The 23889-nt window shown below is 74.6% G+C and carries 14 protein-coding genes; 10 read left to right on the forward strand and 4 right to left on the reverse strand.

The window, feature by feature from the left end:
* Positions 1-58 precede the first annotated feature (58 nt).
* A complete protein-coding gene (locus ABZ490_RS02650; RefSeq protein WP_358983208.1) occupies positions 59-2134 on the forward strand; it encodes a SpoIIE family protein phosphatase in 2076 nt (691 codons plus the stop codon).
* Here ABZ490_RS02650 and ABZ490_RS02655 read toward each other — a convergent pair.
* Positions 2121-2819 (reverse strand): GNAT family protein, encoded by a 699-nt coding sequence (locus ABZ490_RS02655; RefSeq protein ID WP_358983210.1) that lies wholly within the window; start codon positions 2817-2819, stop codon positions 2121-2123. The genes ABZ490_RS02650 and ABZ490_RS02655 overlap by 14 nt on opposite strands.
* 204 nt (positions 2820-3023) lie before the next feature.
* On the opposite strand from ABZ490_RS02655, the gene ABZ490_RS02660 reads away from it, so the two are divergent.
* Both ABZ490_RS02660 and ABZ490_RS02665 read left to right on the forward strand, forming a co-directional pair.
* Positions 3024-5183 (forward strand): FUSC family protein, encoded by a 2160-nt coding sequence (locus ABZ490_RS02660; protein ID WP_358983213.1) that lies wholly within the window; start codon positions 3024-3026, stop codon positions 5181-5183.
* A gap of 7 nt (positions 5184-5190) precedes the next feature.
* Complete coding sequence (locus ABZ490_RS02665; RefSeq protein ID WP_358983215.1) at positions 5191-6390, forward strand: PP2C family protein-serine/threonine phosphatase; 1200 nt, start codon at positions 5191-5193, stop codon at positions 6388-6390.
* Between the two features lie 497 nt (positions 6391-6887).
* Here the strand turns inward: ABZ490_RS02665 and ABZ490_RS02670 are convergent, their stop codons facing one another.
* Positions 6888-8078: an MFS transporter gene (locus ABZ490_RS02670; RefSeq protein WP_358983217.1), complete on the reverse strand. Its 1191-nt coding sequence runs from the start codon at positions 8076-8078 to the stop codon at positions 6888-6890.
* A gap of 120 nt (positions 8079-8198) precedes the next feature.
* Between ABZ490_RS02670 and ABZ490_RS02675 the strand changes: the two genes are divergently transcribed.
* Positions 8199-11312, forward strand: coding sequence for a beta-N-acetylglucosaminidase domain-containing protein (locus ABZ490_RS02675; protein ID WP_358983596.1), 3114 nt, complete (start codon positions 8199-8201; stop codon positions 11310-11312).
* A 21-nt stretch (positions 11313-11333) separates the two neighbouring features.
* Here the strand turns inward: ABZ490_RS02675 and ABZ490_RS02680 are convergent, their stop codons facing one another.
* On the reverse strand, positions 11334-12098 hold the full coding sequence (locus ABZ490_RS02680; protein WP_358983219.1) for an SIS domain-containing protein: 765 nt from the start codon (positions 12096-12098) through the stop codon (positions 11334-11336).
* A gap of 166 nt (positions 12099-12264) precedes the next feature.
* On the opposite strand from ABZ490_RS02680, the gene ABZ490_RS02685 reads away from it, so the two are divergent.
* The 6 genes from ABZ490_RS02685 to ABZ490_RS02710 all read left to right on the forward strand — a co-directional run bounded on the left by ABZ490_RS02685 (position 12265) and on the right by ABZ490_RS02710 (position 21554).
* Positions 12265-13149, forward strand: coding sequence for a MurR/RpiR family transcriptional regulator (locus tag ABZ490_RS02685; protein ID WP_358983221.1), 885 nt, complete (start codon positions 12265-12267; stop codon positions 13147-13149).
* Positions 13150-13255: 106 nt separating this feature from the next.
* The gene (locus ABZ490_RS02690) at positions 13256-17515 is read left to right on the forward strand and encodes an NEW3 domain-containing protein (protein ID WP_358983223.1); all 4260 of its coding nucleotides are present in this window, start codon (positions 13256-13258) and stop codon (positions 17513-17515) included.
* Positions 17512-18147 carry a peptidyl-prolyl cis-trans isomerase gene (locus tag ABZ490_RS02695; RefSeq protein ID WP_358983225.1) on the forward strand — a complete coding sequence of 212 codons (636 nt, stop codon included), beginning with the start codon at positions 17512-17514 and terminating at the stop codon, positions 18145-18147. The genes ABZ490_RS02690 and ABZ490_RS02695 overlap by 4 nt, the downstream gene beginning before the upstream one ends.
* A 127-nt stretch (positions 18148-18274) precedes the next feature.
* The gene (locus ABZ490_RS02700; protein WP_358983228.1) at positions 18275-19645 is read left to right on the forward strand and encodes an extracellular solute-binding protein; all 1371 of its coding nucleotides are present in this window, start codon (positions 18275-18277) and stop codon (positions 19643-19645) included.
* Positions 19646-19716: 71 nt separating this feature from the next.
* The gene (locus ABZ490_RS02705) at positions 19717-20679 is read left to right on the forward strand and encodes a sugar ABC transporter permease (protein WP_358983598.1); all 963 of its coding nucleotides are present in this window, start codon (positions 19717-19719) and stop codon (positions 20677-20679) included.
* Complete coding sequence (locus ABZ490_RS02710) at positions 20676-21554, forward strand: carbohydrate ABC transporter permease (protein WP_358983230.1); 879 nt, start codon at positions 20676-20678, stop codon at positions 21552-21554. The genes ABZ490_RS02705 and ABZ490_RS02710 overlap by 4 nt, the downstream gene beginning before the upstream one ends.
* Here ABZ490_RS02710 and ABZ490_RS02715 read toward each other — a convergent pair.
* Positions 21518-23872 carry a glycoside hydrolase family 3 N-terminal domain-containing protein gene (locus ABZ490_RS02715; RefSeq protein WP_358983232.1) on the reverse strand — a complete coding sequence of 785 codons (2355 nt, stop codon included), beginning with the start codon at positions 23870-23872 and terminating at the stop codon, positions 21518-21520. The two genes, ABZ490_RS02710 and ABZ490_RS02715, sit on opposite strands and share 37 nt — an antisense overlap.
* Between the last annotated feature and the right edge of the window lie 17 nt (positions 23873-23889).

Raw genomic sequence — 23889 nt, forward strand, 5'->3', positions numbered from 1 at the left:
GTCCCGGCGCTTTCCGGACGCCGCCGACGGGGGCAGCATGGAGGGGAGGAGGTGGGCGATGACGGCCGAATCCTTCCCCTCCGAGGAGGACGTGTACGGCACCGAGGCGGCGAAGGCACCCCCGCCCACCGGTCTGCTGGACATGCTGAGCGTGTCCGCGATGGTGCTGGACGCCGACGGGCGGATCGTGTTCTGGACCCCGCAGGCGGAGGAGTTGTTCGGATACACCGCGGAGGAGGCCCTCGGCAGGTACGCGGCGCGCCTGTTCATCCACTCGCAGCACCTGAAGGCCGTGGTCCGGCTGTTCTCGGAGGTGCTGGAGACCGGCCGGAGCTGGGCCGGCACCTTTCCCATCCGGCACAAGGACGGCAGCAGCCGGCTCATGGAGTTCCGCAACATGCGGCTCCAGGACGACCTCGGGGGCGTGTACGCCCTCGGCATCGCCGCCGACCACACCCTGCTCCAGCGGGTGGAGACCGACCTCGCGCTGTGCGAGCGGCTGATCAACCAGTCCCCGATCGGGCTGGCGCTGCTCGACCCCGATCTGCGGTACCTGCTGGTCAATCCGGCGCTGGAGCGCATCGACGGCATCCCCGCCGAGGAGCACATCGGCCGGCGGCTGCGGGAGACACTGCCGCTGCCCGACGTCGGGACGATCGAGTCCGCGCTGCGGCAGGTGCTCACGACCGGGACGCCGCTGCTCGACCAGTACCACGTGGGCCGGCCGCCCGCCGACCCGGACCGCGAGCACGCCTGGTCGCTCTCCTTCTACCGGCTGGAGGACCCCGCCGGGCGGGTGCTGGGCGCGGCGGCCTCGGTCGTCGACGTCACCGAGCGGCACCGAGCGGCGGCCGAGGCCGACCGGGCCCGGCGGCGGCTCGCCCTGATCGCCGAGGCCTCCACCCGGGTCGGCACCACGCTGGAGGTGGAACAGACCGCCCGTGAGCTGGCCGAGGTCGCCGTCCCGCAGCTCGCCGACGTGGTCGCCGTGGACGTCCTGGACTCCGCCCTGGCCTGCCGCCGCTCCCGCAGACCGGACGACGGCCCGGAGCTCTTCCGCGCCCTCGCCCTCAAGGCGGCCCATCCGACGGTGGCGCTGCGGGCCGCCGACGCGCCCGGGAACGTGGCGGCGTACGACGGGGACCGGCTGGTCACCCTGTGCGTCCACACCGGGCGGCCGGTCCTGGTCCGCCATGTCGGCGCCGACGACATCCCCCGGATCGCCCGGGACGCGGAGGCGGGCGCCCTGCTGGCGCGGGCCGGTGTCCACTCGTATCTCGCGGTGCCGCTGATCGCCCACGGCGAGGTGCTCGGCGCGCTCGACCTCAAGCGCACCCGCAATCCGCTCCCCTTCGACGAGGACGACGTGGTCCTGGCCGGTGAGCTGGCCGGGCGGGCCGCCGTGGCCATCGACAACGCCCGCTGGTTCGAGAGCGTGCGCAACACCGCGCTCACCCTCCAGCGCAGCCTGCTCCCCGACCATCCGCCGCACCACGCGGGTCTCGACCTGGCCTCCCGCTACCAGCCCGCCCAGGCCACCAGCGAGGTCGGCGGCGACTGGTACGACGTCATCCCGCTGACCGACGACAAGACGGCGCTGGTCGTCGGGGACGTCATGGGCAACGGCATCGACGCGGCCGCCACGATGGGCCGGCTGCGCACCGCGACCTGCGCCTACGCGGACCTCGATCTCGAACCCGGGGAAGTGCTCCAGCACCTGGACAAGATCACCTGCGATCTGGAGCACTACATCGTGACCTGCCTGTACGCGGTGTACGACCCCCGTACCCGGCGGTGCCGGATCGCCAACGCGGGCCATATGCCGCCCGCGCTGGCCGGTCCCGGGCACGCCCCGCTGCTGCTCGACCTGCCGCCCGGTGCCCCGCTCGGGGTGGGCGGGATCGCCTTCGAGACGACCACGACCGAGCTGGCGCCCGGCGATGCGCTCGTCCTCTACACGGACGGTCTGGTCGAGACCCGGCACCACTCCATCGACGACCGGCTGGACGTGCTGCTGACCTTCCTGGACGAACCCGAGCGGCCGCTGGAGGAGATCTGCGACCTCCTGCTGTACGGCCTGCGCCACCCCGACGACCACGACGACGTGGCGCTGCTCGTGGCTAGGGCGCTGTAGCCGCGGGCGGGGAGCCGAAGCAGTGGCGGGGCGGGGTCGGCGAGGTGTGCCGCAGCCAGCGGGCGTCGATCACCCGGCCGTTGTCGAGCCGGTGGCGGGGCGGCCCGTCGGCCGGGACGAACCCGGCCCTGCTCAGGGCCTGCTCGCTCGCGGTGTTCGCGGGCTCGTACCCGGCCCGCACCGAGTCGAGTCCGAGGTGGTCGTGGCCGAGCAGGGCGGCGGCCCGGAACAGTTCGGTGCCGAGTCCGAGACCGCGGGCGTGCGGGGCCAGCCAGCCGCCGGTCTCGCCGGTGCCCGGGGCCAGTTCGATGCACCCCGCGTAGCGGCCGTCGTCGAGGCGGACGGCGACCAGGATGTGGGCCTGCCCCGGGCCGGGTTCGAAGGGCCGGGCAAGCAGCCGCGAGACCGCCGGGACCGGGGGCCGCACACCGGCGTCGGCAGGGAGCAGCAGGACCAGGGGCTCACGGACGCCCGCGTCGGCCATCACGCCCAGGTCGTCCCAGCCGAGCCAGCGCTGGGCCTCCGGGTCGGCGCCGGCGGCCCGGCAGACCACGAGGTCCAGCTGGGTCTCCGGGGTGTAGAGCAGGAGGCGCTCGGTGCGCAGGGTGTGCCGGCGCTGTCCGCAGCCACCGGGCAGGGGAAGTCTGGGCGCCGCCCGCCCGCGCCGCAGCCGTGACCAGATCATGGGTCCCCCTCGCTCGTCTTCCCACCACAGGTCGTAGTGAGCGTAGGCCGCCGGGGCGTCCCGTCAACGGGTGGCCGCTCGCGGGCCCACGGTCGGTGCGGCTGGGCTGCGGCCCGCACCGGGGCGGCCGACAATGGGGGTGCGGGGCGCGTGTCCGGCCCGCCCGCGATGCCTCGGGGGCGTCGGCCCGAGAGGAACGTGCTCATGCGCGCTGAGGCTTCGCCGACCGCCCGGATCGGCGCCCGCCTGGCCGACGCGGGGTGGACGGGGATCCTGCACCGGTCGGTGCGGGTGACGGTGGCGTCGGCCACGGGCTTCTACGTCTTCCTGTACGGCCTCGACGAGCCGGTCCTCGCCCTGTACGCGCTGTTCGCGCCCATCGCCCTCGGGCTGCTGTCCGCCGTCCCGGGCTCCGGGCGGCAGCGCGCCGAGGTGATGCTGAAGGCGCTGCCGGTGGGCCTGGCGCTGGTGGCGCTGGGGACGGTGCTGGCGGTGCGGACCTGGGCGGCGGTGCTCGGGATGCTCGTCGTCGGCTTCCTGCTGGCGTTCGCGGCCGTCGCGGGGCCGCGTCCGGCCGGGGCGGCGCCGGGGCTCCAGCTCTTCTACATCCTGGCCTGCTTCCCGCCGTACGCACCGCAGACCCTGGGGCTGCGGCTGGCGGGGCTCGGCACGGGGGTGGCACTGCTGGCGCTGTGCGAGGTGGTCCTGCTGCCGCAGCCCGGGGGCGCGACGTACCGCTCGGGCGTCGCGCAGGCCGCGGCGCTCGCGGGCGACACCCTAGCCGGCCGGATCCGGCTGCCGCCCGGGGCGCTGCGGGCCGAGGGCGAGCGGCTGCGGCTGTCGGTGTTCCCGCCCGCCGAGCGTCCCGCGGGCCCGGGCCGTGCGGTGCGGGGTCTCGCCCAGGCCGGTTCGGCGGCCCGGCGGCTGCTGGAGCAGCTGGCCCGGCTCACGGAGACGGGGCAACTGCACCTCCTGCTCGGCGGCGGGGGCCGGCCCGGGGACCGGGCGTCGCGGTGGCTGCTGCCGCAGGTGGCGGCGCGGTGCGCCGAGAGCGCCGAGGCGCTGCGCACGGGACGCCTCGCCCCGGTGCCGCGACGGCTGGACGAGGCGATCGGCGCCTTCCAGCGGATGCGGATGCGGCAGGGGGCACGGGCCGGCGCCGGGGGGCCGGAGGCGGTGGCGGTGCTGCGGCGGCAGGCCGCGCTGCTGGGTGTGGCCGAGTCGGTGCGGGCGCTGGAGATCTCCGTACGGGTCGGCCTCGACGGGCGGCGTACCGCGCCGATCGAGCCACGGGAGCTCTTCTGGTACACCAACGCGCCGACGGCCCGGCTGTGGGTGCGCCGGTTCGCCGGCAACCTGACGGTCGGCTCGGTGCAGTTCCACAACGCGCTGCGGGTCGCCCTGGCCCTGGGCGCGGCCCGCCTGGTGGCCGGGTCGCTCGATCTGACGCACGGGTTCTGGGTGCTGCTGGCGGTGCTGACGCTGAGCCGGACCACCGCCGGGGAGACCTGGGCGGCCATGCGGCAGGCGGTGGCCGGGAACCTGGTGGGCGCCGTCGCGGCGGGCGCCCTGCTGATCGGCCTCGGCGAGCACACCGACGCCTACGCGGCGATCCTGGCGCCGGGCATGCTGATCGCGTTCTCGGTCGGGCCGCTGCTCGGCATCGCCTGGGCGCAGGCGCTGTTCACCCTGGTCGTGGCGAGCGCGTTCGCGCAGATCACCCCCGCCACCTGGCGGCTCGCGGAGGCCCGGATCGTGGACGTGGTGACGGGCAGTCTCATCGGTCTGCTGTGCGCGCTGCTGGCCTGGCCGGCGGGGGCCCGGCGTGAGGTGCGGCGGACCATGGCGGGGCTGCTGCGCGAGTGCGCGTCGCTGATCCGGGCCACCGCCGCGGCGCTGGCGGCGGTGCCGCCGGGCTCCGCGCCGCCCCCGTCGACGTTCCACGCCCTGCACCGGATGCGGCTGGCCGAGTCCGCGTACGCGCAGTTCCGCAGTGAACCGGCCGCCCGGGCCGACCCCGGCGCCGACTGGCACGGTGTCCTCATCGCGGCCCACCAGATCCTGCTCGGCGCCCACTGGCTGCCCCGCTTCGACCTGCCCGCGACCGGGCTGCCCCCCGACGCCGTGCGGCGGGCGTGGGCCGACGCCCGGGCGGCGGCCGGCACGGTCGACCGGCTCGCGGCCCGGTGCGACGGGGAGCGGCCGCCGCCGCGGGAGACGCGGCCCGAGGCCCCGCCCGCGCCGACGCCGCCCCTGGTGACCCTCGTCGACCTGGAGGTCTGGCTGCTGAGCCTGACCGCCCAGCTCTCCCGTGTCGAGGCGGGCCTGCCGGGCACCACCGGCCCGCACGGGCGCGGACGGTAGGGGCGCCGTGTCCCGCGAGAGCCTCGACGCCGCGCTGCGGCCCCCGTCCCCGCGCCGGGGCTGGGTGTGGTGGCTGCCGCTGATCGCGGTGGCCGTCGACATCCTGGTGGAGGTGATCGTCCGGGGCCAGGAACCGGTGAGTTTCGTCCTGATCGCCGTACCGCCGCTCGCCGCCGCGACGCGCGGCCCGCGCGGCACCGCCCTGTCGACGGTGGTCTGTCTGGGGCTGCAGATGTGGATGGCGGCCAGCCGTCCCGGCCACTTCGCCGAGCAGCACCATGTCGCCGTGTACGTCGGGACGTTCCTCATCGGCATCGCCAGTGTCGCACTGGCCCGGCAGCGGGAGCGGACCCGGCGGCATCTGATCCGGGCCCACTCGGTCGCGGAGGCCATGCAGCGGACCCTGCTGCGGCCGGTGCCGCGCCGGCTCGGTCCCGTGGACGCGGCCGGGTTCTACGAGGCCGGGGAGGGCGGCACGCTGGTGGGCGGGGATCTGTACGACCTGTGCGAGACGCCGTTCGGGGTGCGGGCGATCATCGGGGACGTCCGCGGCAAGGGGCTGGGCGCGGTGCAGACGGTCGCGGCGGTGCTGGGCAGCTTCCGGGTGTCGGCCCACGAGTGGCGGAGCCTGAGCGGACTGGCCGAGCGGCTGGAGCTGAGCATCGCCCGCAACAGCCCGGCCGGTGAGGACGGCGACCCCGAGTTGTTCGTGACCGCGCTGGTGCTGGAGTTCCCGCCGGGCGGCGGCGAGGTGCGGATCGTCGACCGCGGGCATCCGCCGCCGTTGGTCGTCGGCGCGCGGGAGGCCCGGCGGCTGGTGACGGAGCCCGGGCTGCCGCTGGGCCTGGGGACCCTGGCGGCGGGCGGGGCCGCGACGACCGTGCATCCGCTCGCGCCGGGCGAGGTGCTGCTCGTGCACACGGACGGGGTGAGCGAGGCGCGCGACGCGGACGGCGTCTTCTACCCGGTCCTGCGCCGGCTGGGCGAGCACTTCCGCGGGGAGTGCGCCCCGGACCCGGAGGCGGTGGTGGCGTTCGTACGGTCCGACTCGGAACGCTGGTCGGCGAGCACCGACAACGACGACCGCGCCGTGCTCGCCCTCCGCCCGGACCCGGCGGAAGCGGTCCCGCACACCGGGGGGCCGCCCCGTGAGCGCGCGGCCGACCCTCCGTCCCCCGGCGACCACCCGCCACATCCCCTCCGATGAACGCCGCGCCCGCGCGCCCGGCGACCGGCAGCCCGACGATCTCGGCGGGCGGGACAGGGGCGAGCAGCCGCTCGGCGCCGAGCGCGGGCTCGCATCGACCGAGGCTCGGGCGGCCCCGGCGCGGAATCGGCCAAGGCTGGGGCGGGGCAGGGGCGGAATCGGCCGGGGCTCAGGCGGGGCTCGGGCGGGACAGGGACGACCAGCCGCTCGACGCCGAGCGCGCCGTCGCTTCGGACAGGGCTCGGGCGGGGCGGGAGCGACAACGGCTCGGCGTCGCGCGCGCCATCACGTCGACCGAGACTCGGACGGCCCCGGGACGGAGTCGGCGGGGCTCCGGCGGGACCCGGCGGCAGGGCGGATCCGTCGGCCCGCGGACCGTGTCATGGGGACCGGTCGTCGCCCGCCCCGGTGTCACCGAGGCCGGCGCCGCCTCGCACGTCGCTCCCGCGGGACGCGGGACGCGGGCGGGCCGGTGCGAGTCGTACGCTCCGCCCCGCTCACGCCTTCGCCGGCACCGGTCGCCTCAGCAGATAGGCGGCCGCGACCGTGACGAGGACCGCCATGCACGCGATGAACACCAGCCCCGCGCCCTCCAGGCCGAGGGGGACCGTCAGCACGCCCACGCCGATCACCGGGACCGAGATGCCGGCGTAGGCCACCACGAACAGGGTGGAGATGACGGCCGCGCGCTGGTCCGCGGGCGATGCCGCGGCCACCGCGGACAGCGCCCCGCGGAACGCCATTCCCTGTCCGAACCCGCCGACGACCGCGCTCAGCACGATCAGCGCCAGCAGGTCCCAGCGCAGGGCGCCCGCGAGCAGGGCCAGCCCGGCGAACAGCACGGCGCAGCCGAGCGGCAGCGACCGTCCGACCCCGACCCGGCCGACGGCCAGCTGTCCGGCGGTCGAGGCGAAGAAGGCCAGGGCGACGACCGCCCCGCTCACGGCGTGGTCGTGCACGTCCAGGGACTCGGCGAGGAACGCCGGGCTGACCGAGGTGAACACCCCGAACAGGGCGAACCCGGCGAAGGAGGCGATCGCCGCGGGCACGAACACCGGCCGCACCCGCCGGGGCAGTCCGGGCCGCTGCGGTCGTACGGTGCTCAGCGGCCGTGGCTCGCGCACGGTCTCCGGCAGCCGTGTCAGCACGACGGCCGAGGCGGCGACCAGGACGAGGTGCACGGCGAACGGCAGGTAGAGGGGCCGGGGCGCGTACGCGGCGAGCAGTCCGGCGAGCAGGGGTCCGCAGCCCAGCCCGCCCATGTTGGCGGCCGTCGCCACGAAGGTGGCCCGCGAGGAGCCGCCGCGCGGCGCCAGGTCCATCACGTACGCCGTGGCCGCCCCGGTGAACAGTCCGGCGGAGAGGCCCGACAGCAGCCGCCCCGCGTACAGGGCGCCCAGCCCGCCGGCGAGCAGGAAGCACACCGCGCTCGCCGCCGCGCACCCCAGCCCCGCCAGCAGGACGGGGCGTCGGCCGACGGTGTCGGAGGCGTTGCCCGTCAGCAGCAGCACGCCGATGACCCCGAAGGCGTACACGGCGTAGACGACGGTGACGGTCAGCTCGGAGAACCCGAACTTCTCCTGGTAGAGCGGGTAGAGGGGGGTCGGCAGCGTGGTGCCGGCCATGCAGACGGCGAACACCGCCCCGCTGAGCAGACACGGACCCCACCCTCGGCGATTACCGTCCACCCGCCGACGGTAACCCGGGGAACCGCCCCGGCCCGGGCCGACGTGCCGGGGCGGCAGGGCCCCACCCTCCGCGCCATTGAATGTTTGATTCAACGACTCTAGCCTTGTTCGGTGACTTCAATCACCCTAGTCCCCCCACGCCCCCGCGGACCCCGGCACCGGGGCCGCGCCCTTCTCCTCGCTCTGGCGCTGCCCCTGGCCGCCCTGCTCCCCGTGTCCCCGTCGGCCGCCGCCACGCCGACGCCCCAGGTCTGGCCGACGCCCCGTCATCTCGAGGCGACGGGCGGCCGGGTGACCGTCCCCGACCGGGTGGTCGAGGTCGTCGGCCCGCGCACCGACCCCGCCGCGCGCAAGGTGGTCGAGGCCGCCCTGCGCGCCGCCGGGGCCGACCGGATCGTCACCGTCAGCGCCGGGGACCGCCCGCCGCCCGCCGCCGGTCTGACGGTCACCCTCGGCGGGCCGGGCGAGAACCCCGCCACCGCGGGGGTGTTGAAGAAACTGGGCGTCGCGTCCCCGGCCGGGCTGCCCGCCGAGGGATACGTCCTGGCCTCCGGCCGCCACGCCGGGCGCGCCCTCCTCGCCCTCTCCGGCGCAGACGCCACCGGCACCTTCTACGCGGCCCAGACCCTCCGTCAGCTCCTGACCGGGCCGCACCTGCCCGAGGTGACGGTCCGGGACTGGCCGACGGCCCGGCTGCGCGGCGTCGTCGAGGGCTTCTACGGCACCCCCTGGTCGCACGAGGAGCGGCTGAGCCAGCTCGACTTCTACGGTCGCACCAAGCAGAACGTGTACGTCTACTCCCCCAAGGACGACGCGTATCTGCGGGAGCGCTGGCGCGACGAGTACCCGGCCGCCGACCTCGACCGGCTGCGCGCCCTCGTCGACCGGGCCGGCGCGAACCACGTCCGCTTCACCTACGCCCTCTCCCCCGGGCTGTCGGTCTGCTACTCCTCGGCGTCCGACACCGCCGCGCTGGTCCGCAAGTTCGCCTCGCTGTACGACATCGGGGTGCGCTCCTTCGCGGTCCCGCTCGACGACATCAGCTACACGAGGTGGAACTGCCCCGAGGACGAGGCGGAGTTCGGCAGCGGGGGCGGCGCGGCCGGTGCCGCCCAGGCCCGGCTGCTCAACCGGGTGTGGCAGGACTTCTCCGCCGGCCGCACCGGACTCCGGCCGCTGGAGACGGTCCCCACCGAGTACTCCGACCTCGCCGACTCCCCGTACAAGAAGGCCCTGCGCGAGCGGCTGGACCCGGACGTGGTCGTGGAGTGGACGGGGGTCGGCGTGATCGCGCCGACGGTCACCGCGGCACAGGTGCGGCAGGCCCGGGAGGTGTACGGCCATCCCGTCCTGGTGTGGGACAACTACCCGGTCAACGACTACGTCACCAGCCGGCTGCTGCTCGGGCCCTACACGGGCCGGGAGCCGGACGTGGCGCGCGAGGCCCTCGGGGTCACGGCCAACCCGATGGTCCAGGGTGAGGCGAGCCGGCTCGCGCTGTTCACCTCGGCGGCCTATCTGTGGAACCCGGACGCCTACGATCCCCGCGCCGCCTTCCTCGCCTCGGTCCGCGATCTCGCGGGCCCGGCGACCGGGGCCGCGCCCTGGCTGCGGATCCTCGCCGAGAACAACTACTCCTCCGCGCTGGACTCCACCGAGTCCCCGGCCCTCACCCGGCTCGTCGCCGCGTTCCGCACGGCGTACGGGACCGGCAGCGGCCTCGGCCGCGCGACGGCCGCGCTGCGCGCGTACTTCACCGCCATGGCCGCCACACCCGCCCGGTTGCGGGCCCTTCTCCCCAACCCGGGCTTCCTGGGCGAGACGTCGGCCTGGCTGGACAAGCTGGGCGGCTACGGCACCGCCGGTCTGACCGCCGTGGATCTGCTGCTGGCCGGCCGGCGCGGCGACACCGGGGCCGTCTCTGCGTCCTGGAACCGCCTGCGCGCCGAGCGCAAGGCGCTGGACGCGATCCCGCAGCAGGTGGCGCCCGGTGTGATGGACCGATTCCTCTACACGGCGGCCATCGAGAACGCCCCCGACCCCGGTGTGGACCCGTCCTTCTCGCCCGCCTCCGTCTCCCTGAAGCCCGGAGCGAGCGCCACGGTCACCCTCACCTTCACCGACGGCCGCTCCACCGCCGCGCGGTCCGTCGACTGGCGGCTCGCCCTGCCCGCCGGGGTGACCGCCTCGCCCGAGGACGGCACGGTCGCCGTCCCGGCGGGCGGCGGCGCCGCGGCCACCGTCACCCTCACGGCCGCCCCGGGCGCCTCGGCGGGCGTCCGCTCGGTCGTGGTGTCGGGCGGCTCGGGGGTGCTCACCCGGGCGCTCCCCGTCCGGGTGGGCGACGGCGCGGGGAGCGCACGGGCGCTGACGGCGAACTTCAGCGGGGCGTCGGTCAGTTCGGTGGACACGGCGACCGGCGCGAGCACCCCGATCAAGGTCGGCGCCAACCCCGGTGAGGTGGTGGTGAGCGCGGACGGCCGGACCGCGTACGCGGCGAACCAGGGATCCGACACGGTAAGTGTGATCGACGTACCGAGCGCGACGGTCACCGGCACGGTCGCGGTGGGCCGCGTCCCGTCCGGGCTCGCCCTCACGCCCGACGGCACCACGCTCTGGGTCGCGAACTACACGGACGGCACCGTGCAGCCGATCGACACCGCGCGCCTCGACGCGGGCCCGGCGATCGCGGTGGGCGACGGACCGGAGAACATGGCCGTCACCCCCGACGGCCGCACCCTGTACGTGGCGGACATCCACGACGCCACGGTCACCCCGGTCGACCTGACGACCCGTACGGCGGGGCCCGCGATCCCGGTCGGCCCGTCCCCGTTCAACGTGGTCGCGGCGCCCGACGGACGGACGGTGTACGTGTCGAACTCCGGTGGCTCGACGGTGACTCCGATCGACACCGCGACGCACGACACCGGGCCCACCCTCCTGGTCGACGGCCAGGCGTACGGCCTCGCGCTCTCGCCCGACGGCCGCACCCTGTGGGTCGGCCCGAGCAACGGCGACACGGTCACGCCCGTCGACACGGTGACCGGCACTCCGGGACAGCGGGTGACGGTGGGCAGGTCGGCCTTCGACATCGGCCTCGACTGGAGCGGCACCACCGCCTACGTCACCACGGCCGACGGCAACGCCCTCGTCCCCGTCGACGTGGCGTCGGGGCACACCGGAACCCCCCTCACCACCGGCGCCTACCCCCTGGCGGTGGCCCTGACCCCCTGAGCCGCGCCCGGACCACCCGCGCTAACTGGCGGTGCGCCGGATCCTTCCGGCGTACCGCTTCTCCAGCTCCAGGTTGCCCTCGAAGCCGCCGGGCACATTGGCGGAGACGTAGACCGGGGGGCGGTCCCCTGAGGCGAGGAGGCGGGCCGCCGTCTCGGCGACCGTCTGCTGGACGAGGAGGACGCCGGTCAGGGTGGACAGCGCACAGACCGCGCCGCCGCCGGGGAGTTCGAGGAGGGCGTCGCCGCGCGGGGCCGCGTTGTCGAGGACGACGTCGGCGAGGTCGGCGAGCTTGCGGCCGCTGGGGTGGGCGGCCGGTACGGACCGGGTGTGGGTGAGGGAGGTGACGGCCAGCAGCCGGTGGCCCCGCTCCTTGGCGTGCAGGGCCATCTCGACGACGACGTTGTTGACGCCGGAGTTGGAGATGACGACGAAGAGGTCCTGGGGGCGGGGTGCGGCGAGCGCGTAGAGGCGGGCGGCGATCCCGGGCGCGCGTTCCAGCAGCGGGTCGTCCAGGACCGCGGGGTCCTCGCCGCCGTAGAGGACGAGGTCGGCCATGCTGAGCCGGTTGGTGGGCACGAGGCCGCCCGCGCGGCCGGCGAGTTCGAGGACGAGGGCCTGGGAGTGGCCGGTGCCGAAGGCGTGCACGACCCCGTCCTCGCGGACACAGTCGGCGATCAGCGCGGCGGCGGCGGTCACCTCGGCGCGCGAGGACGCGGAGAGGTGGTGCAGGACGGCGAGGCTCTTGTGCGCGAAGGTCTCGGCGCTCACGGACTCGACGGACACGTCAGTCACACTCCCCACTGGTGGATTGAACCACCTCACACTTGACTATCGGTGAATCAATAAATCACGGCGGGGAGGTCGCGGGCAACGGCACCGCTCGCCGGCCGGGGCGTCCCGGTCCTGGTAACCAAGGAACACCGGATCGGGTGGCTGATACCTTCTGACCATGCCCTCGACCGATGTCACCACCCTGATCCGCACCGAACTGCCGCGGCTGGCCGGCTCCCTGCGGAAGGTCGGCGAGCTGATCCTGGAGGATCCGGCCGCCGTCACCCACTGCTCGGCCGCGGAACTGGGCCGCCGCACCGGGACCTCGCAGGCCACCGTCACCCGGTTCTGCCGTGCCATCGGCCTGGACTCCTACCAGCATCTGCTGATCGAACTCGCCCAGGAGCGCGGCCGGGGCGAGTCCTCGGACTGGGGCAGCGCCGAGATCGGCCCGGACATCTCCCCCGACGACAGTCTGGAGCGGGTCGTCCAGGTCGTCGGGACCGCGGATCTGCGGGCCGTCCAGCAGACCATCGACCGGATCGACCTGGACGCGATCGAGCGGGCGGCCCAGGCCGTGGCGCGCGCCCGGCGGATCGACGTGTACGGCGTCGGCGGCAGCGGCGCGGTCGCCCAGGAGACCGAGACCCGGCTGTTCCGCATCGGCTGCGCGGTGCGCGGCTGGACCGAGGTGCACGCGGCCACCACCTCGGCCGCCCTGCTCACCCCGGCGGACGTGGCGATCGGCATCTCCCACTCCGGCGCCACCCGGGAGACGATCGAGCCGTTCGAGCTGGCCAAGGAGCGCGGCGCCACCACCGTCGCGCTCACCGCCGACCCGCGGTCGCCGCTGGCCCGCGCGGCCGACGTCCGGCTGATCTCGTCGTCCTCGGAGACCAGTTTCCGCACCGGCAGCATCGGCGCCCGCCACTCGGTGCTGATGCTCATCGACTGCCTCTACGTCCGGGTCGGCCAGCTCTCCTACCAGCGGGCGAGCGCCTCCCTGGCGCTGACCGACCACATCGCCGGGGCACACGCGGTGAAGTCCCGGCGGGCCCGCTGAGCGGTCCGGGAATGCATGGATGAACCAACCAAGGCAACAACAGATGGTTGATTGAACCACCCCTCGATGCCAGGATGGGGCTCCCCCGCGCACTCCTAGGAGCCCCATGCGTGTCATCTCCGTCGCGTCGACCGAGCTCTTCACCGGCACCGAGGACCAGCCGCACCAGGTGGTCGCCGCGGAGGTGGAGCACGCACCGGGGCGGCCGGTCCGGCTGGGCGTGACCGGCCCGGACGTGCACGCCGTCGGCGAGACCGTCGTGACCGCCGGCGAGGACGGCACCGTGCGCGCGGAGATACCCGTGGCCGTCGGGGGCCTCGCCCCCGGCGACCGCCGCGAGATCACCGTCACCGCCGAGGACGGGGACGAACACGCCCGGCACACCGCCGAGTTCACGGCCGCCGAGCCCGGCTGGACCATGTTCATGGTCAGCCACTTCCACTACGACCCCGTCTGGTGGAACACCCAGGCCGCCTACACCGAGACCTGGGACGTCGCCGACGACCCGGCCGTCACCGGGCTGCCCGCCCGCACCTTCGACTCACGCGGCCAGTCCGGGATGAGCCTGGTGCGGGCCCACTGCGACCTGGCGCGGCGCGACCCGGCGTACACCTTCGTGCTCGCCGAGGTCGACTACCTCAAGCCCTACTGGGACGCCTTCCCCGAGGAACGGGCCTTCCTGCGCCAGCTGATCCGCACCGGCCGGGTCGAGATCATGGGCGGCACCTACAACGAGCCCAACACCAACCTCACCGGCGCCGAGGCGACCGTGCGCAACGCGCTGTACGGCGACGGCTTCCAGCGCGGGATCATCGGGGCCGCGCCCGAGACGGCCTGGCAGCTGGACGCGTTCGGGCACGATCCGCAGTTCCCCGGGCTGATGGCGGACGCCGGGGTCACCTCCAGTTCCTGGGCGCGCGGGCCCTTCCACCAGTGGGGGCCGACCCTGTCCGTGTTCGGGGAGGAACCGCGCGACCCTCAACGGATGCAGTTCCCGGCCGAGTTCAGCTGGATCGCCCCCTCCGGGCGCGGGCTGCTGACCGCCTACATGGTCAACCACTACGGCGCAGGCTGGGCCATCGACAACGCGCCCACCCTCCCCGAGGCGGAGGCCGCCGCGCTGAAGCTCTTCCAGGGGCTGAAGAGGGTCGCCCTCACCCGCAACGTCCTGCTGCCGGTCGGCGGCGACTACGCCCCGCCGTGCCGCTGGGTGATGGGCATCCACCGCGACTGGAACGCCCGGTACGTCTGGCCCCGGTTCCTCAGCGGGATCCCGCGCGACTTCTTCGCCGCCGTCCGCGCCGAGCTGGAGCGCGAGGGCCGCACGGCGTCGCCGCAGACCCGGGACATGAACCCGGTCTACACCGGCAAGGACGTCTCCTACATCGACACCAAGCAGGCCCAGCGGTACGGCGAGACCCTGCTCGCCGACGCCGAGGCCTGGGCGACCCTCGCCTCCCTCGTCACCGGGCACCCCTACCCGGACGCCGCGCTCGACAAGGCCTGGCGGCAGCTGGTCTACGGCGCCCACCACGACGCGATCACCGGCTCGGAGTCGGACCAGGTGTACATCGACCTGCTGACCGGCTGGCGCGAACTGCACGACCTGGCGCGGACCGTGCACGCCGACGCCACGGAGGCGCTGGCCCGCCGGGTGGTCCCGCTGCCGGGCGGCGCCCCCGACCTGGTCGTCTTCAACGCCGCGACCTGGCAGCGGCGGGACGTGCTGACCGTGCCGGACCCGGGTCTGGTCCCGCTGGACGTCACCGGGCTGCCGCTGCCCGCGGTCCGCGAGGACGGCGAACTGCGGGTCGTCGTACCGGAGGTGCCCGGCATGGGCCTCAAGGCGCTCTCCCTCGCGGACGGGCGGGTGCCCGGCTGGACGGCCGGCGAGGGGACGACCATCCGCAACGCGTTCTACGAGGTCACGGTCGACCCCGCGCGCGGCGGCGGCGTCAGCAGCCTGCGCGCGCTCGCCGAGGGCGGCCGGGAGCTGCTGCGCCCCGGGGAGATCGGCAACGAGCTGGTCGTGCAGGAGGAGTACCCGAGGCATCCGCGCTTCGGCGAGGGCCCCTGGCATCTCACGCCGACCGGGACGACGGCCGCGAGGAGCCGCGACGTCACGGCTGACATCGATGTCGCCCACTCCCCGGCGGGCTCCCGCATCACGGTCCGCGCCGACCTCGGCCTGTTCCGGTACACCCAGCGGCTCACGCTCTGGGCGGGCGTCGACCGGCTGGACGTGACGACGACCGTGGACGGCTACGACGGCTCCGACCGGCTGATCCGGGTGCGCTGGCCCTCGGACGTGCGCGGCGGGCTGCCGGTGCACGAGGTGGCGGACGCGGTGATCGGACGGGGCTTCGGGTTCGTGGAGGTGGACAGCGAGCGGTTCCCGTGGACGCTGGACAACCCCGCGAACACCTGGTTCGGCCTCGGCTCCACGGCCCGGATCGCCGTGCACGACGGCTCCGGGGCGCTGCTCGGGCACCGCTCGATCGGGGTGGCCGAGCTGGTGTTCGCCGACTGGTCCGCAGCCGGTGAGCTGGGCACCCCGCTGGCCGCCGCCCTGGTGCGGGCGGGCGTCACGGCCACCTCGACGATCGCGGGCGGCCCGCGCTACGGCGACCTGGAGGTCGACTCCAATCTGCCGGACGTGCGGATCGCGGTCGGCGGGCCCGAGCGCAATCCGGTGGTCGCGGAGGCGCTCGGCTGGGATCCGGCGGCGGCCCGGGAGCTGCGCCGCCTGCTGGACGCGGACGGCCTGGCCGCCGTCTGGGTGGCGCCCCGGGCGTCGCTGCGCGAGGAGTGGGTGCCGGGTGCCGATCTGCGCGACCTGGAGCGGCTGCCGCTGCTCGTGGTGGCGGGCGCCGAGGACGACGCGAAGGCCGTGGACGCGCTGGTCGCCGATCTGGACGACGCGACCGTGCGCGCCACGGCCGCGGGCGGCTGCGAGGCGTTGCCGCCGGGCGACGCCTGGGACGGCCGGGGCCTGGCGATCCTCAACCGGGGCACCCCGGGCTGTGTGGTCACCTCCTCCGGTGACCTCTACCTGTCCCTGATGCGCTCCTGCACCGGCTGGCCCTCCGGCATCTGGGTCGACCCGCCCCGGCGCACCGCCCCGGACGGCTCCGCGTTCCAGTTGCAGCGCTGGTCGCACACCTTCGAGTACGCGGTCGTCGCGGGCGAGGGCGACTGGCGCGAGCTGGGCTGGCCGGCCGCCGGGCACGCCTTCAACCATCCGCTCACCGCACGGCTGCGCCGGTCCTGCGACACTCCGGGCGAGCTGCCGAGGACGGCGGCGCTGCTCACGCTCCAGCCCGAGGGCCGGGTGCTGCTGGACGCGCTGAAGCCGACCGGTTCCCCGCTGGCCCGGGGCGGTGGCGAGCCGGTGGACCCCGCGCGCGGCGTGGTCGTCCGGGCGCACGAGGTGGACGGACGGCCGGTACGGGCGCGGCTGGCGGGCCCGGCGCCGTGGGCGGCGGGCGCGCGGGCCGATGTCCTGGAGCGGCCCGGCGAACCGGTGCCCCCGGGCCCGGACGGCGCGCTGGAGCTGGAGCTGACCGGCTTCGAGGTGGCCACCGTGCTGGCCTCGCCGTCGGCCGCGCAGGGGGCCGCGGGACCCGGTGTCGCCGCGCACGAGCCGGCGCAGCCGGTGCACACCCGCTACTGGCTGCACAACTCCGGTCCCGCGCCGCGCGGAAACCTCCCCGTGGCCGTCTACCTCTCCCCGACGGTCCTGACGGCCGACGGCCCGGTCACGGTCACCGTGCGGGTCTCCTCCGAGCTGACCGACTCGCCCGTCTCGGGCACGGTGGCCCTGGACGTGCCGCGCGGCTGGACCGCCGAGCCCGCCGCACTGCCGTACGCGCTGGGCCCGGGCGGCTTCACGCTCACCGAGATCACCGTCATCCCGCCGCCGGACCCGGTGCCCGGCCGCCACCGGCTCGCCGCCCGGCTGGCGTACGGCGGACAGGTGTACGAGGACGTGGTCGCCCTGGACGTGCCGGGTGAGCCGGCGCGGGACGGGACCGACGGGCGGACCGGGCCGGGTCTGCTGCTGGACCTGGGGGTCGACCGGGTCGAGGTGCGCCGGGGGGAGCGGACGCGGGTGCCGGTGCGGGTGCGCAACACGACCCGGGGGCCGGTGCACGGGACGCTGTGGGCGGTGTCGTCCTGGGGCACCTGGGGCGGGGTCGCGCCGGGCTGCCAGGGGTTCGCCCTGCCGGGCGGGGAGGGCGCGGTGTGCGAGGTGGAGGTGGACGGTTCGGCGGTGCCGCCGGGGTCGTACTGGCTGATGGCGAAGGCCGGCTGGCACGGCTGTGTGGCCTACACGGAGGCGGTCGTGCTGGAGGTGTCGGAGTGAGCGGGGACGGCGGGCGCGCCGCGGTCGTGGGCGGGGACGAGGTTTCGGCGGGCCGGGTGGACGCGCTGCTGGCGGCCGTGCCGGCCCGGGACCGCGAGACCCGGCCGGAGGCCCTGGCGCGGGCGGAGCGGCAGCGCAGACGGTGGGCCACGCAGGTCGTGGTCGTCGACGAACTCGCCCGCCGGGCCTGTGCCGAGCGCGGTCTCGCGCCGCCGCCCCGGGTGTCCCCGGCGCCGGTGCGCGCGGTGTCCGGGACCGAGGTGGCCGACCTCGGCAGCATCGTCGCCGTGGCGCTCGCCCACTCCCCCGCGGCACGTGCGCTGCTGTCCGCGCTGGAGGCCGAGCGGACCGTCCCGGAGCGGGCGGTCCGGGACTACTACGACCGCAACCAGGACCGGTTCCTCACCCCGGACGCGTTACGGCGCGGGGTCGACCCGTACTACGTCCTCCAGCCCTCCGATGTCCTGCCGTACGGCGAGGTCCGCGACGGAGTGGTGCGGGAGCTGCGCCGGGCGCTCGGCCGGCAGGCCTTCTTCGACTGGCTGGACCGTGCCCGGGCGGGTGTGGAGTACGCGCCCGGCCATGAACACCCGGGCGATCCGGGCCACCCGGACCATGAGCACCGGCACTGAACCGTCCCGGTCACCACACGGAACCGAAAAGCAACACGGCAAGCCATTGACCTCCGATGAATTCTGGTCCACCTTTTCATCAATCGGAGTCGAAGTTGGTGATTTGAACCAACGAGCAGGAGGCGACATGCGTGCGGGAAGACTGACCGGAAGCGTGGCGGGCGTCATCGCCCTGGCCCTGACCGCCGCCGGCTGCGGGCTGTCGGGCGGCTCCGGCGGCGGGGACGCGACGGCCGGCGGCTGCAAGGTCGACCAGGGCAACGTCGGCTCCGGGAAGCTCACCGGCAAGGCCGAGGGAAAGATCACCTTCCAGACGACGAATCTGAAGAAGGACTTCGGTGACTTCTTCAACGGAGTGATCAAGGCCTTCGAGAAGGTCCACCCCGGCACCTCGGTGAAGTGGATCGACGACCCGGGCGACAACACCTTCACCCAGCGCAATGTCGCCGACGCCCAGGCCTGTACGTTGCCCGACGTCATCAACCTCAACTCGGAGACGGCGACCGCGCTCACGAAGGCGGGCTACCTGCTGAACATCGGCGTCAAGGACCCGGACGCGGAGAAGCCGTTCGTCCCGGCGTTCTGGAACTCCAGCACCATGAAGGACGGCTCGGGCATGCCGGCCCACACCGTGCTGCCCTGGTACACGGGCGGCATCGTGCTGACGTACAACACGGATCTGCTGGAGAAGGCGGGCATCGACCCGGCCAAGCCGCCGACGACCCTCTTCGGGCTGTTCGCCGACTACGAGAAGGTCGCCAAGGCGTCGGACGGGAAGTTCTACGCGACGATGGCCAACCCGGTCTGGCGGATCCCGGCCGACTTCGACCAGATGAACATCAAGGTGCTGTCCGACGACGGCAGGACCGCCGTGTTCGGCGACGATCCGCGGACCACGCAGTGGGTCGCCTGGATGGCGAAGCTGTACCAGGAGGGCGCGATGCCGAAGGACTCGCTGTCCTCCAGCAACGACCCCTCCACGCTGTACAGCCAGGGCAAGGTGGCCTACGGCTCGACGAACCCGAGTTTCGTCCGCTTCGTGAAGCAGAACAGCCCGTCGGTGTACGCGAAGACCGGTGTCGGGCAGCAGCCGTTCGACGCGCTCGGCCACACCACCGGCGCCCCGCAGTACATCGGGGTCGCGGCGACCAGCAAGCACGCGCCCGCGGCGCTCGCCTTCGCCGAGTTCCTCACGAACGCCGAGAACCAGACGGCCTGGTGCAAGGACCCGGACGTGGTGATCTTCCCGACGACCACGGCCTCGCTGGACGACCCGTTCTTCCAGAAGGTGTCCGGTGACGACCCGTTCTCCGAGGCCCGCAAGCTGGTCGCCGAGCAGCTGAAGACCGCCACCGCCGACCAGACGAACCTCTCGCCGGCCGTGCAGAACGCGATCGTGGCCCAGGTGCAGCTGGCCATGCAGGGCAAGAAGAGCCCGGCGCAGGCCGTGAAGGACGCCCAGGCGAAGGCGAACGAGCTGCTGAAGCAGGCGGGTTGAGCGTGGCGACCCAGACCGTGAAGCCGGTGCCCCCGGCGTCCGGGCGGCGCGGCACGGAGCGCACGGCCTCCGTGCCGGGCCCGGCCCCGTCCCGTCTGCGCCGCCTCGGCCGGGCCCTGCTGCCCGGCCCGGCCCCGGGCGCCAACGGGGCCGCGCTGTACCGCCGTTGGTGGCTGCCCTGGCTGTGGACCGCCCCCGCGATCGGCTGCGCGGCGGTGTTCGGGGTGTTCCCGTTCCTCAACACCGTCCTGCTGTCGTTCACCGACGCCAAGCCGCTCGGCGGCGCCGCGGGCTTCGTGGGGCTGTCCAACTACACCCGGATGCTGGACGATCCGGACTTCTGGCTGGCGACCCGCAACAGCGTCCTGTACGCGCTGATCGTGGTCCCGCTGATGGTGCTGCTGCCGCTGCTGCTGGCCGTGCTGGTGGAGAAGAACCTGCCCGGCATCGGCTTCTTCCGCTCGGCGTTCTACACACCGGTGCTGGCCTCCAGCGTGGTGGTGGGGCTGAGCTGGCAGTGGCTGCTGGCCGACGACGGCCTGGTCAACACCTGGCTGGAGAAGGCGCATCTGATCCGGAGCGCCATCCCGTTCCTGTCGGACTCCTGGCTGATCCTGCTGTCCGCGATGGGCCTGACGCTGTGGAAGGGACTCGGCTGGTACATGGTGTTCTATCTGGCCGCGCTCGGGAACGTGCCCAAGGAGCTGCACGAGGCCGCCGCGATGGACGGCGCCGGTGCCGCCCGCCGCTTCTGGCACATCACCGTGCCGGGCGTGCGGCAGGCCATGATGCTGGTCGGCACGCTCACCGGCATCGGCTCGCTGCGGGTGTTCACGGAGATCTACATGCTGGGCGGCTCCACCGGCGGCCCCGGCGGCGCGGACCGCACCCTGCCGTTCTACATCAAGGACGTCGGCCTCGACCCGCTCACCGGCAACGCCGGGTACGGCTCGGCGGTCAGTGTCGCCCTGTTCGCGCTGACGCTGGGGCTGACCCTGCTGGCGCAGCGGCTGACCAAGGAGGACGAGTCATGACGACCGCCGTCGACAGGCCCCGCCGCGCGCTCCCGCGGTGGCGGGAGTACGGCCGCCCGCGCGAGCTGGTCGTCCGCTATCTGCTGTTCCTGCTGGTGCTGGGGCTCACCGTCGGACCGCTGCTCTGGCAGTTCCTGGCCTCGCTGAAGGGCACGGGCGAGGACGTCTTCGGCTCGGACGCCACACTGCTGCCGCACCACCCGACGCTGCGGGCCTACCGCGAGGTGTTCGGCCAGGTGCCGGTCGCGACGTACATCCGCAACAGCCTGATCGTGGTCGTGCTGTCGATCTCCAGCCAGCTGCTGTTCTCCACGACCGCCGGCTACATGCTCTCCAAGCCCGGCTGGAAGGGCCGCCGGGCGGTGTGGGTGGTGCTGGTGGCGTCCATGATGTTCCCCTTCGAGTCGATCATGGTGTCGCTGTTCCTGAGCATCCGTGACCTGGGTCTGGTCGACAACGTGGTGGGCGTGTGGCTGCCCGGGTTCGTCGGCGCCATCAACGTGCTGCTGATGCGCGGCGCGTTCCTCGCCGTGCCGCGCGAGATCGAGGACTCGGGCATGCTCGACGGCGCGAACGAGTGGCAGCGCTTCCGTCATCTGTACCTGCCGTCCGCGTGGGGCGCGATCCTGGTGGTCACCGTGAACACCTTCATCAGCGCCTGGGACGACTTCCTCTGGCCGCTGATCGTGCTGCGCTCCGAGGACCACATGACGCTGACGCTGGGTCTGTCCCGGCTGACCAGCTCCTCGTTCGGCTACGACCAGCGGGTGGTGATGGCCGGTTCGGTGATCTCCGTGATCCCGGTGCTGGTGCTGTTCGTGATCACCCAGCGGTGGTTCTACAAGGGTGTCTCCTCCGGAGCCGTCAAGCTCTGACCGCCCGGGTCGAACACGAGGGGTACCGCGGTGAGCGCCTCGCGCGCCGAGGCGGCGACCCGGAGCTCCACGGCCTGTTCCGGTACGACCGTCTCCAGGTCGGCGCCGACCAGCTCCAGTTGGTCGGCGCCGAGGCGCAGGGCGACCGTGCGGCGCTCCCCCGGTGCCAGCTCGACGGCCTCGAAGGCCCGCAGTTCGAGGGAGCGCGGCCAGACCGGGGTGCGCAGCCGGCGGACGTAGAGCTGGACCACGGCGCGGCCGGGCCGGGTGCCGGTGTTGGTGACGTCGACCTCGACGGTGCGCCCGGCGAGCCGGGGCGGGCCGTGGTGGAAGGTCGTGTACGACAGCCCGTGCCCGAAGGGGTAGAGCGGCCCGGCGTCGCCGTCGGCGTAGGTGCCGTACTCGGTGTCCTTGTGGTTGTAGTGGACGGGGAGCCGGTCGGCCGAGCGGGGCACGGAGACGGGGAGGCGGCCGGCGGGTTCGGTGAGCCCGAGGAGGACCTCGGCGATCGCCTCCCCTCCCCAGGGGCCGGGGTACCAGGCGGTGAGCAGGGCGCCGGCCCGGTCCGCCGCCTCCGGGACGGCGTGCGGGCGGCCCTGGACGAGGACGACGGCCGTGGGGGTGCCGGTGGCGGTGACGGCGTCCAGGAGCGCGTGCTGGGCCGCGCCGAGCCGCAGTCCGGCGAGATCGACGCCCTCGCCGCAGGTCATCTCGGACACGGCGGTCCGGGCGGCCCCGTTGGCGTCGAACGCGGTGTCGGGCGTACGGGCGCTGCTCCCGCCGAGCACCAGGACGGCCAGGTCGCAGGCGGCGGCCGTGGCGACGGCCGCGGGGACGCCGGTGCGGTCGTCGCCGGTGAGGGCGGCGCCGCGGGCGTGCCGGATCTCGGTGCCGGGCGGGGCGAGGCGGCGCAGCGCGTCGAGGACGCTCACGCCGGTGCCGGGGCGCTGCGGTGCGGTGTAGTCGCCGAGCTGGTGGGCGGTGGTGGCGGCGTGCGGGCCGAGGACCGCGATCCGGCGGACGGCGGGGCGCACCGGCAGTACCGCGCCGGTGTTGTGCAGGAGGGTGACGCAGGCGCGGGCGAGCGCGGTGCTCAGCGCGCGTCCGCCGTCGGGCAGCGGGGCGCGCCGGGTGTACGGCCGCTCGAACAGGCCGAGGCGGAACTTCAGGCGCAGGACGCGGGCGACGGCGGTGTCCACGGCGGCCTCGCTCACCAGCCCCCGCTCGACGGCCTCCTCCAGACGGGTGAAGCCCTCGTCCCAGAGGCTGAGGTCGACCCCGGCGTCCAGGGCGAGCGCGCCGGCGGAGACCTTGTCGCCGGTGATGCGGGCGAGCCGGTCCACGGCCAGGCCGTCCGCCATGACGAGCCCCTGGAAGCCCCAGCGTTCCCTCAGGAGTCCGGTGAGCAGGGCGCGGTTGCCGGAGCAGGGCAGTCCGTCGACCTCGTTGTAGGCGGCCATCACGGCGGCGGCCCCGGCGCGGACGCCGGCCCGGGCGGCCGGGAGGTGGATCTCGTGGAGTTCGCGCGGACCGAGTTCGGACTCGGCGGAGTTGCGGCCGCCGACCGTGGCGCCCTGTCCGGCGAAGTGCTTGAGGACGACGGGTGCCCTGTCGTCGGCGAAGTCGGTGCCGTGCTGGCCGGTGCCGTGCCCGCCGGTGCCCTGCATGCCCGTGCCCTGCATGCCGCGCACGAGGGCCTCCGTCAGGCGGGCCGCGAGGTGGGGGTCCTCGCCGAAGCACTCCTCGGTGCGGCCCCAGCGGGGGTCCCGGGCGATGTCCAGGGCGGAGACGAGGGCGACATGGCCGCCCCGGGCGCGCAGTTCGGCGGCGGCGTGGGCGGCGGCCCGCTCGTACAGGGCGGGGTCCCAGGTGGCGCCGACGGCCAGGTTCACCGGCAGGACCGTTCCGTCGAGAGCCATGTGACCGTGCGGCACCTCCTCGACGAACAGGGCGGGGATGCCCAGCCGGCTCGACTCCAGGACCTGGCGCTGGACCAGGTCGGCGAGGTCGGCGCTGTCCTGCGCGCCGGGCCCGTCCCCGTGGCCGACGCCGGACCAGGCGTCGGCGCGCATCAGCCCGTACAGGGCGCCGAGCCCCGCGAAGCGCTCGGTCTCGGCCCGCAGCGCCTCGGTGATCCGGAAGTCCCCGCCCGGGGTGCGCCGGTAGGCGTGCCAGCCGTACATGCGCTGGTTGAGCTGGCCCGTCTTCTCCCGGAGGGTCATCCGGGAGAGGAGGTCGGCGACACGGGTGTCCAGGGGGGCGGCCGGGTCGAGGTAGGGGTGGCGGTGCCGGGTGGCCGGGGGCTGCGGGAGCGGCATGGGGCGTCCTTGTCGGC

It is taken from the genome of Streptomyces sp. NPDC005811, from assembly GCF_040630405.1.
Lineage (GTDB): Bacteria > Actinomycetota > Actinomycetes > Streptomycetales > Streptomycetaceae > Streptomyces.

Excerpts from the sequence above, each read along its gene's own strand:
- ABZ490_RS02660 (WP_358983213.1), top strand. The coding sequence starts at position 3,024 with ATGCGCGCTGAGGCTTCGCCGACCGCCCGGATCGGCGCCCGCCTGGCC.
- ABZ490_RS02700 (WP_358983228.1), top strand. The coding sequence starts at position 18,275 with ATGCGTGCGGGAAGACTGACCGGAAGCGTGGCGGGCGTCATCGCCCTG.
- ABZ490_RS02710 (WP_358983230.1), top strand. The coding sequence starts at position 20,676 with ATGACGACCGCCGTCGACAGGCCCCGCCGCGCGCTCCCGCGGTGGCGG.
- ABZ490_RS02650 (WP_358983208.1), top strand. The coding sequence starts at position 59 with ATGACGGCCGAATCCTTCCCCTCCGAGGAGGACGTGTACGGCACCGAG.
- ABZ490_RS02655 (WP_358983210.1), bottom strand. The coding sequence starts at position 2,819 with ATGATCTGGTCACGGCTGCGGCGCGGGCGGGCGGCGCCCAGACTTCCC.
- ABZ490_RS02715 (WP_358983232.1), bottom strand. The coding sequence starts at position 23,872 with ATGCCGCTCCCGCAGCCCCCGGCCACCCGGCACCGCCACCCCTACCTC.
- ABZ490_RS02685 (WP_358983221.1), top strand. The coding sequence starts at position 12,265 with ATGCCCTCGACCGATGTCACCACCCTGATCCGCACCGAACTGCCGCGG.
- ABZ490_RS02690 (WP_358983223.1), top strand. The coding sequence starts at position 13,256 with ATGCGTGTCATCTCCGTCGCGTCGACCGAGCTCTTCACCGGCACCGAG.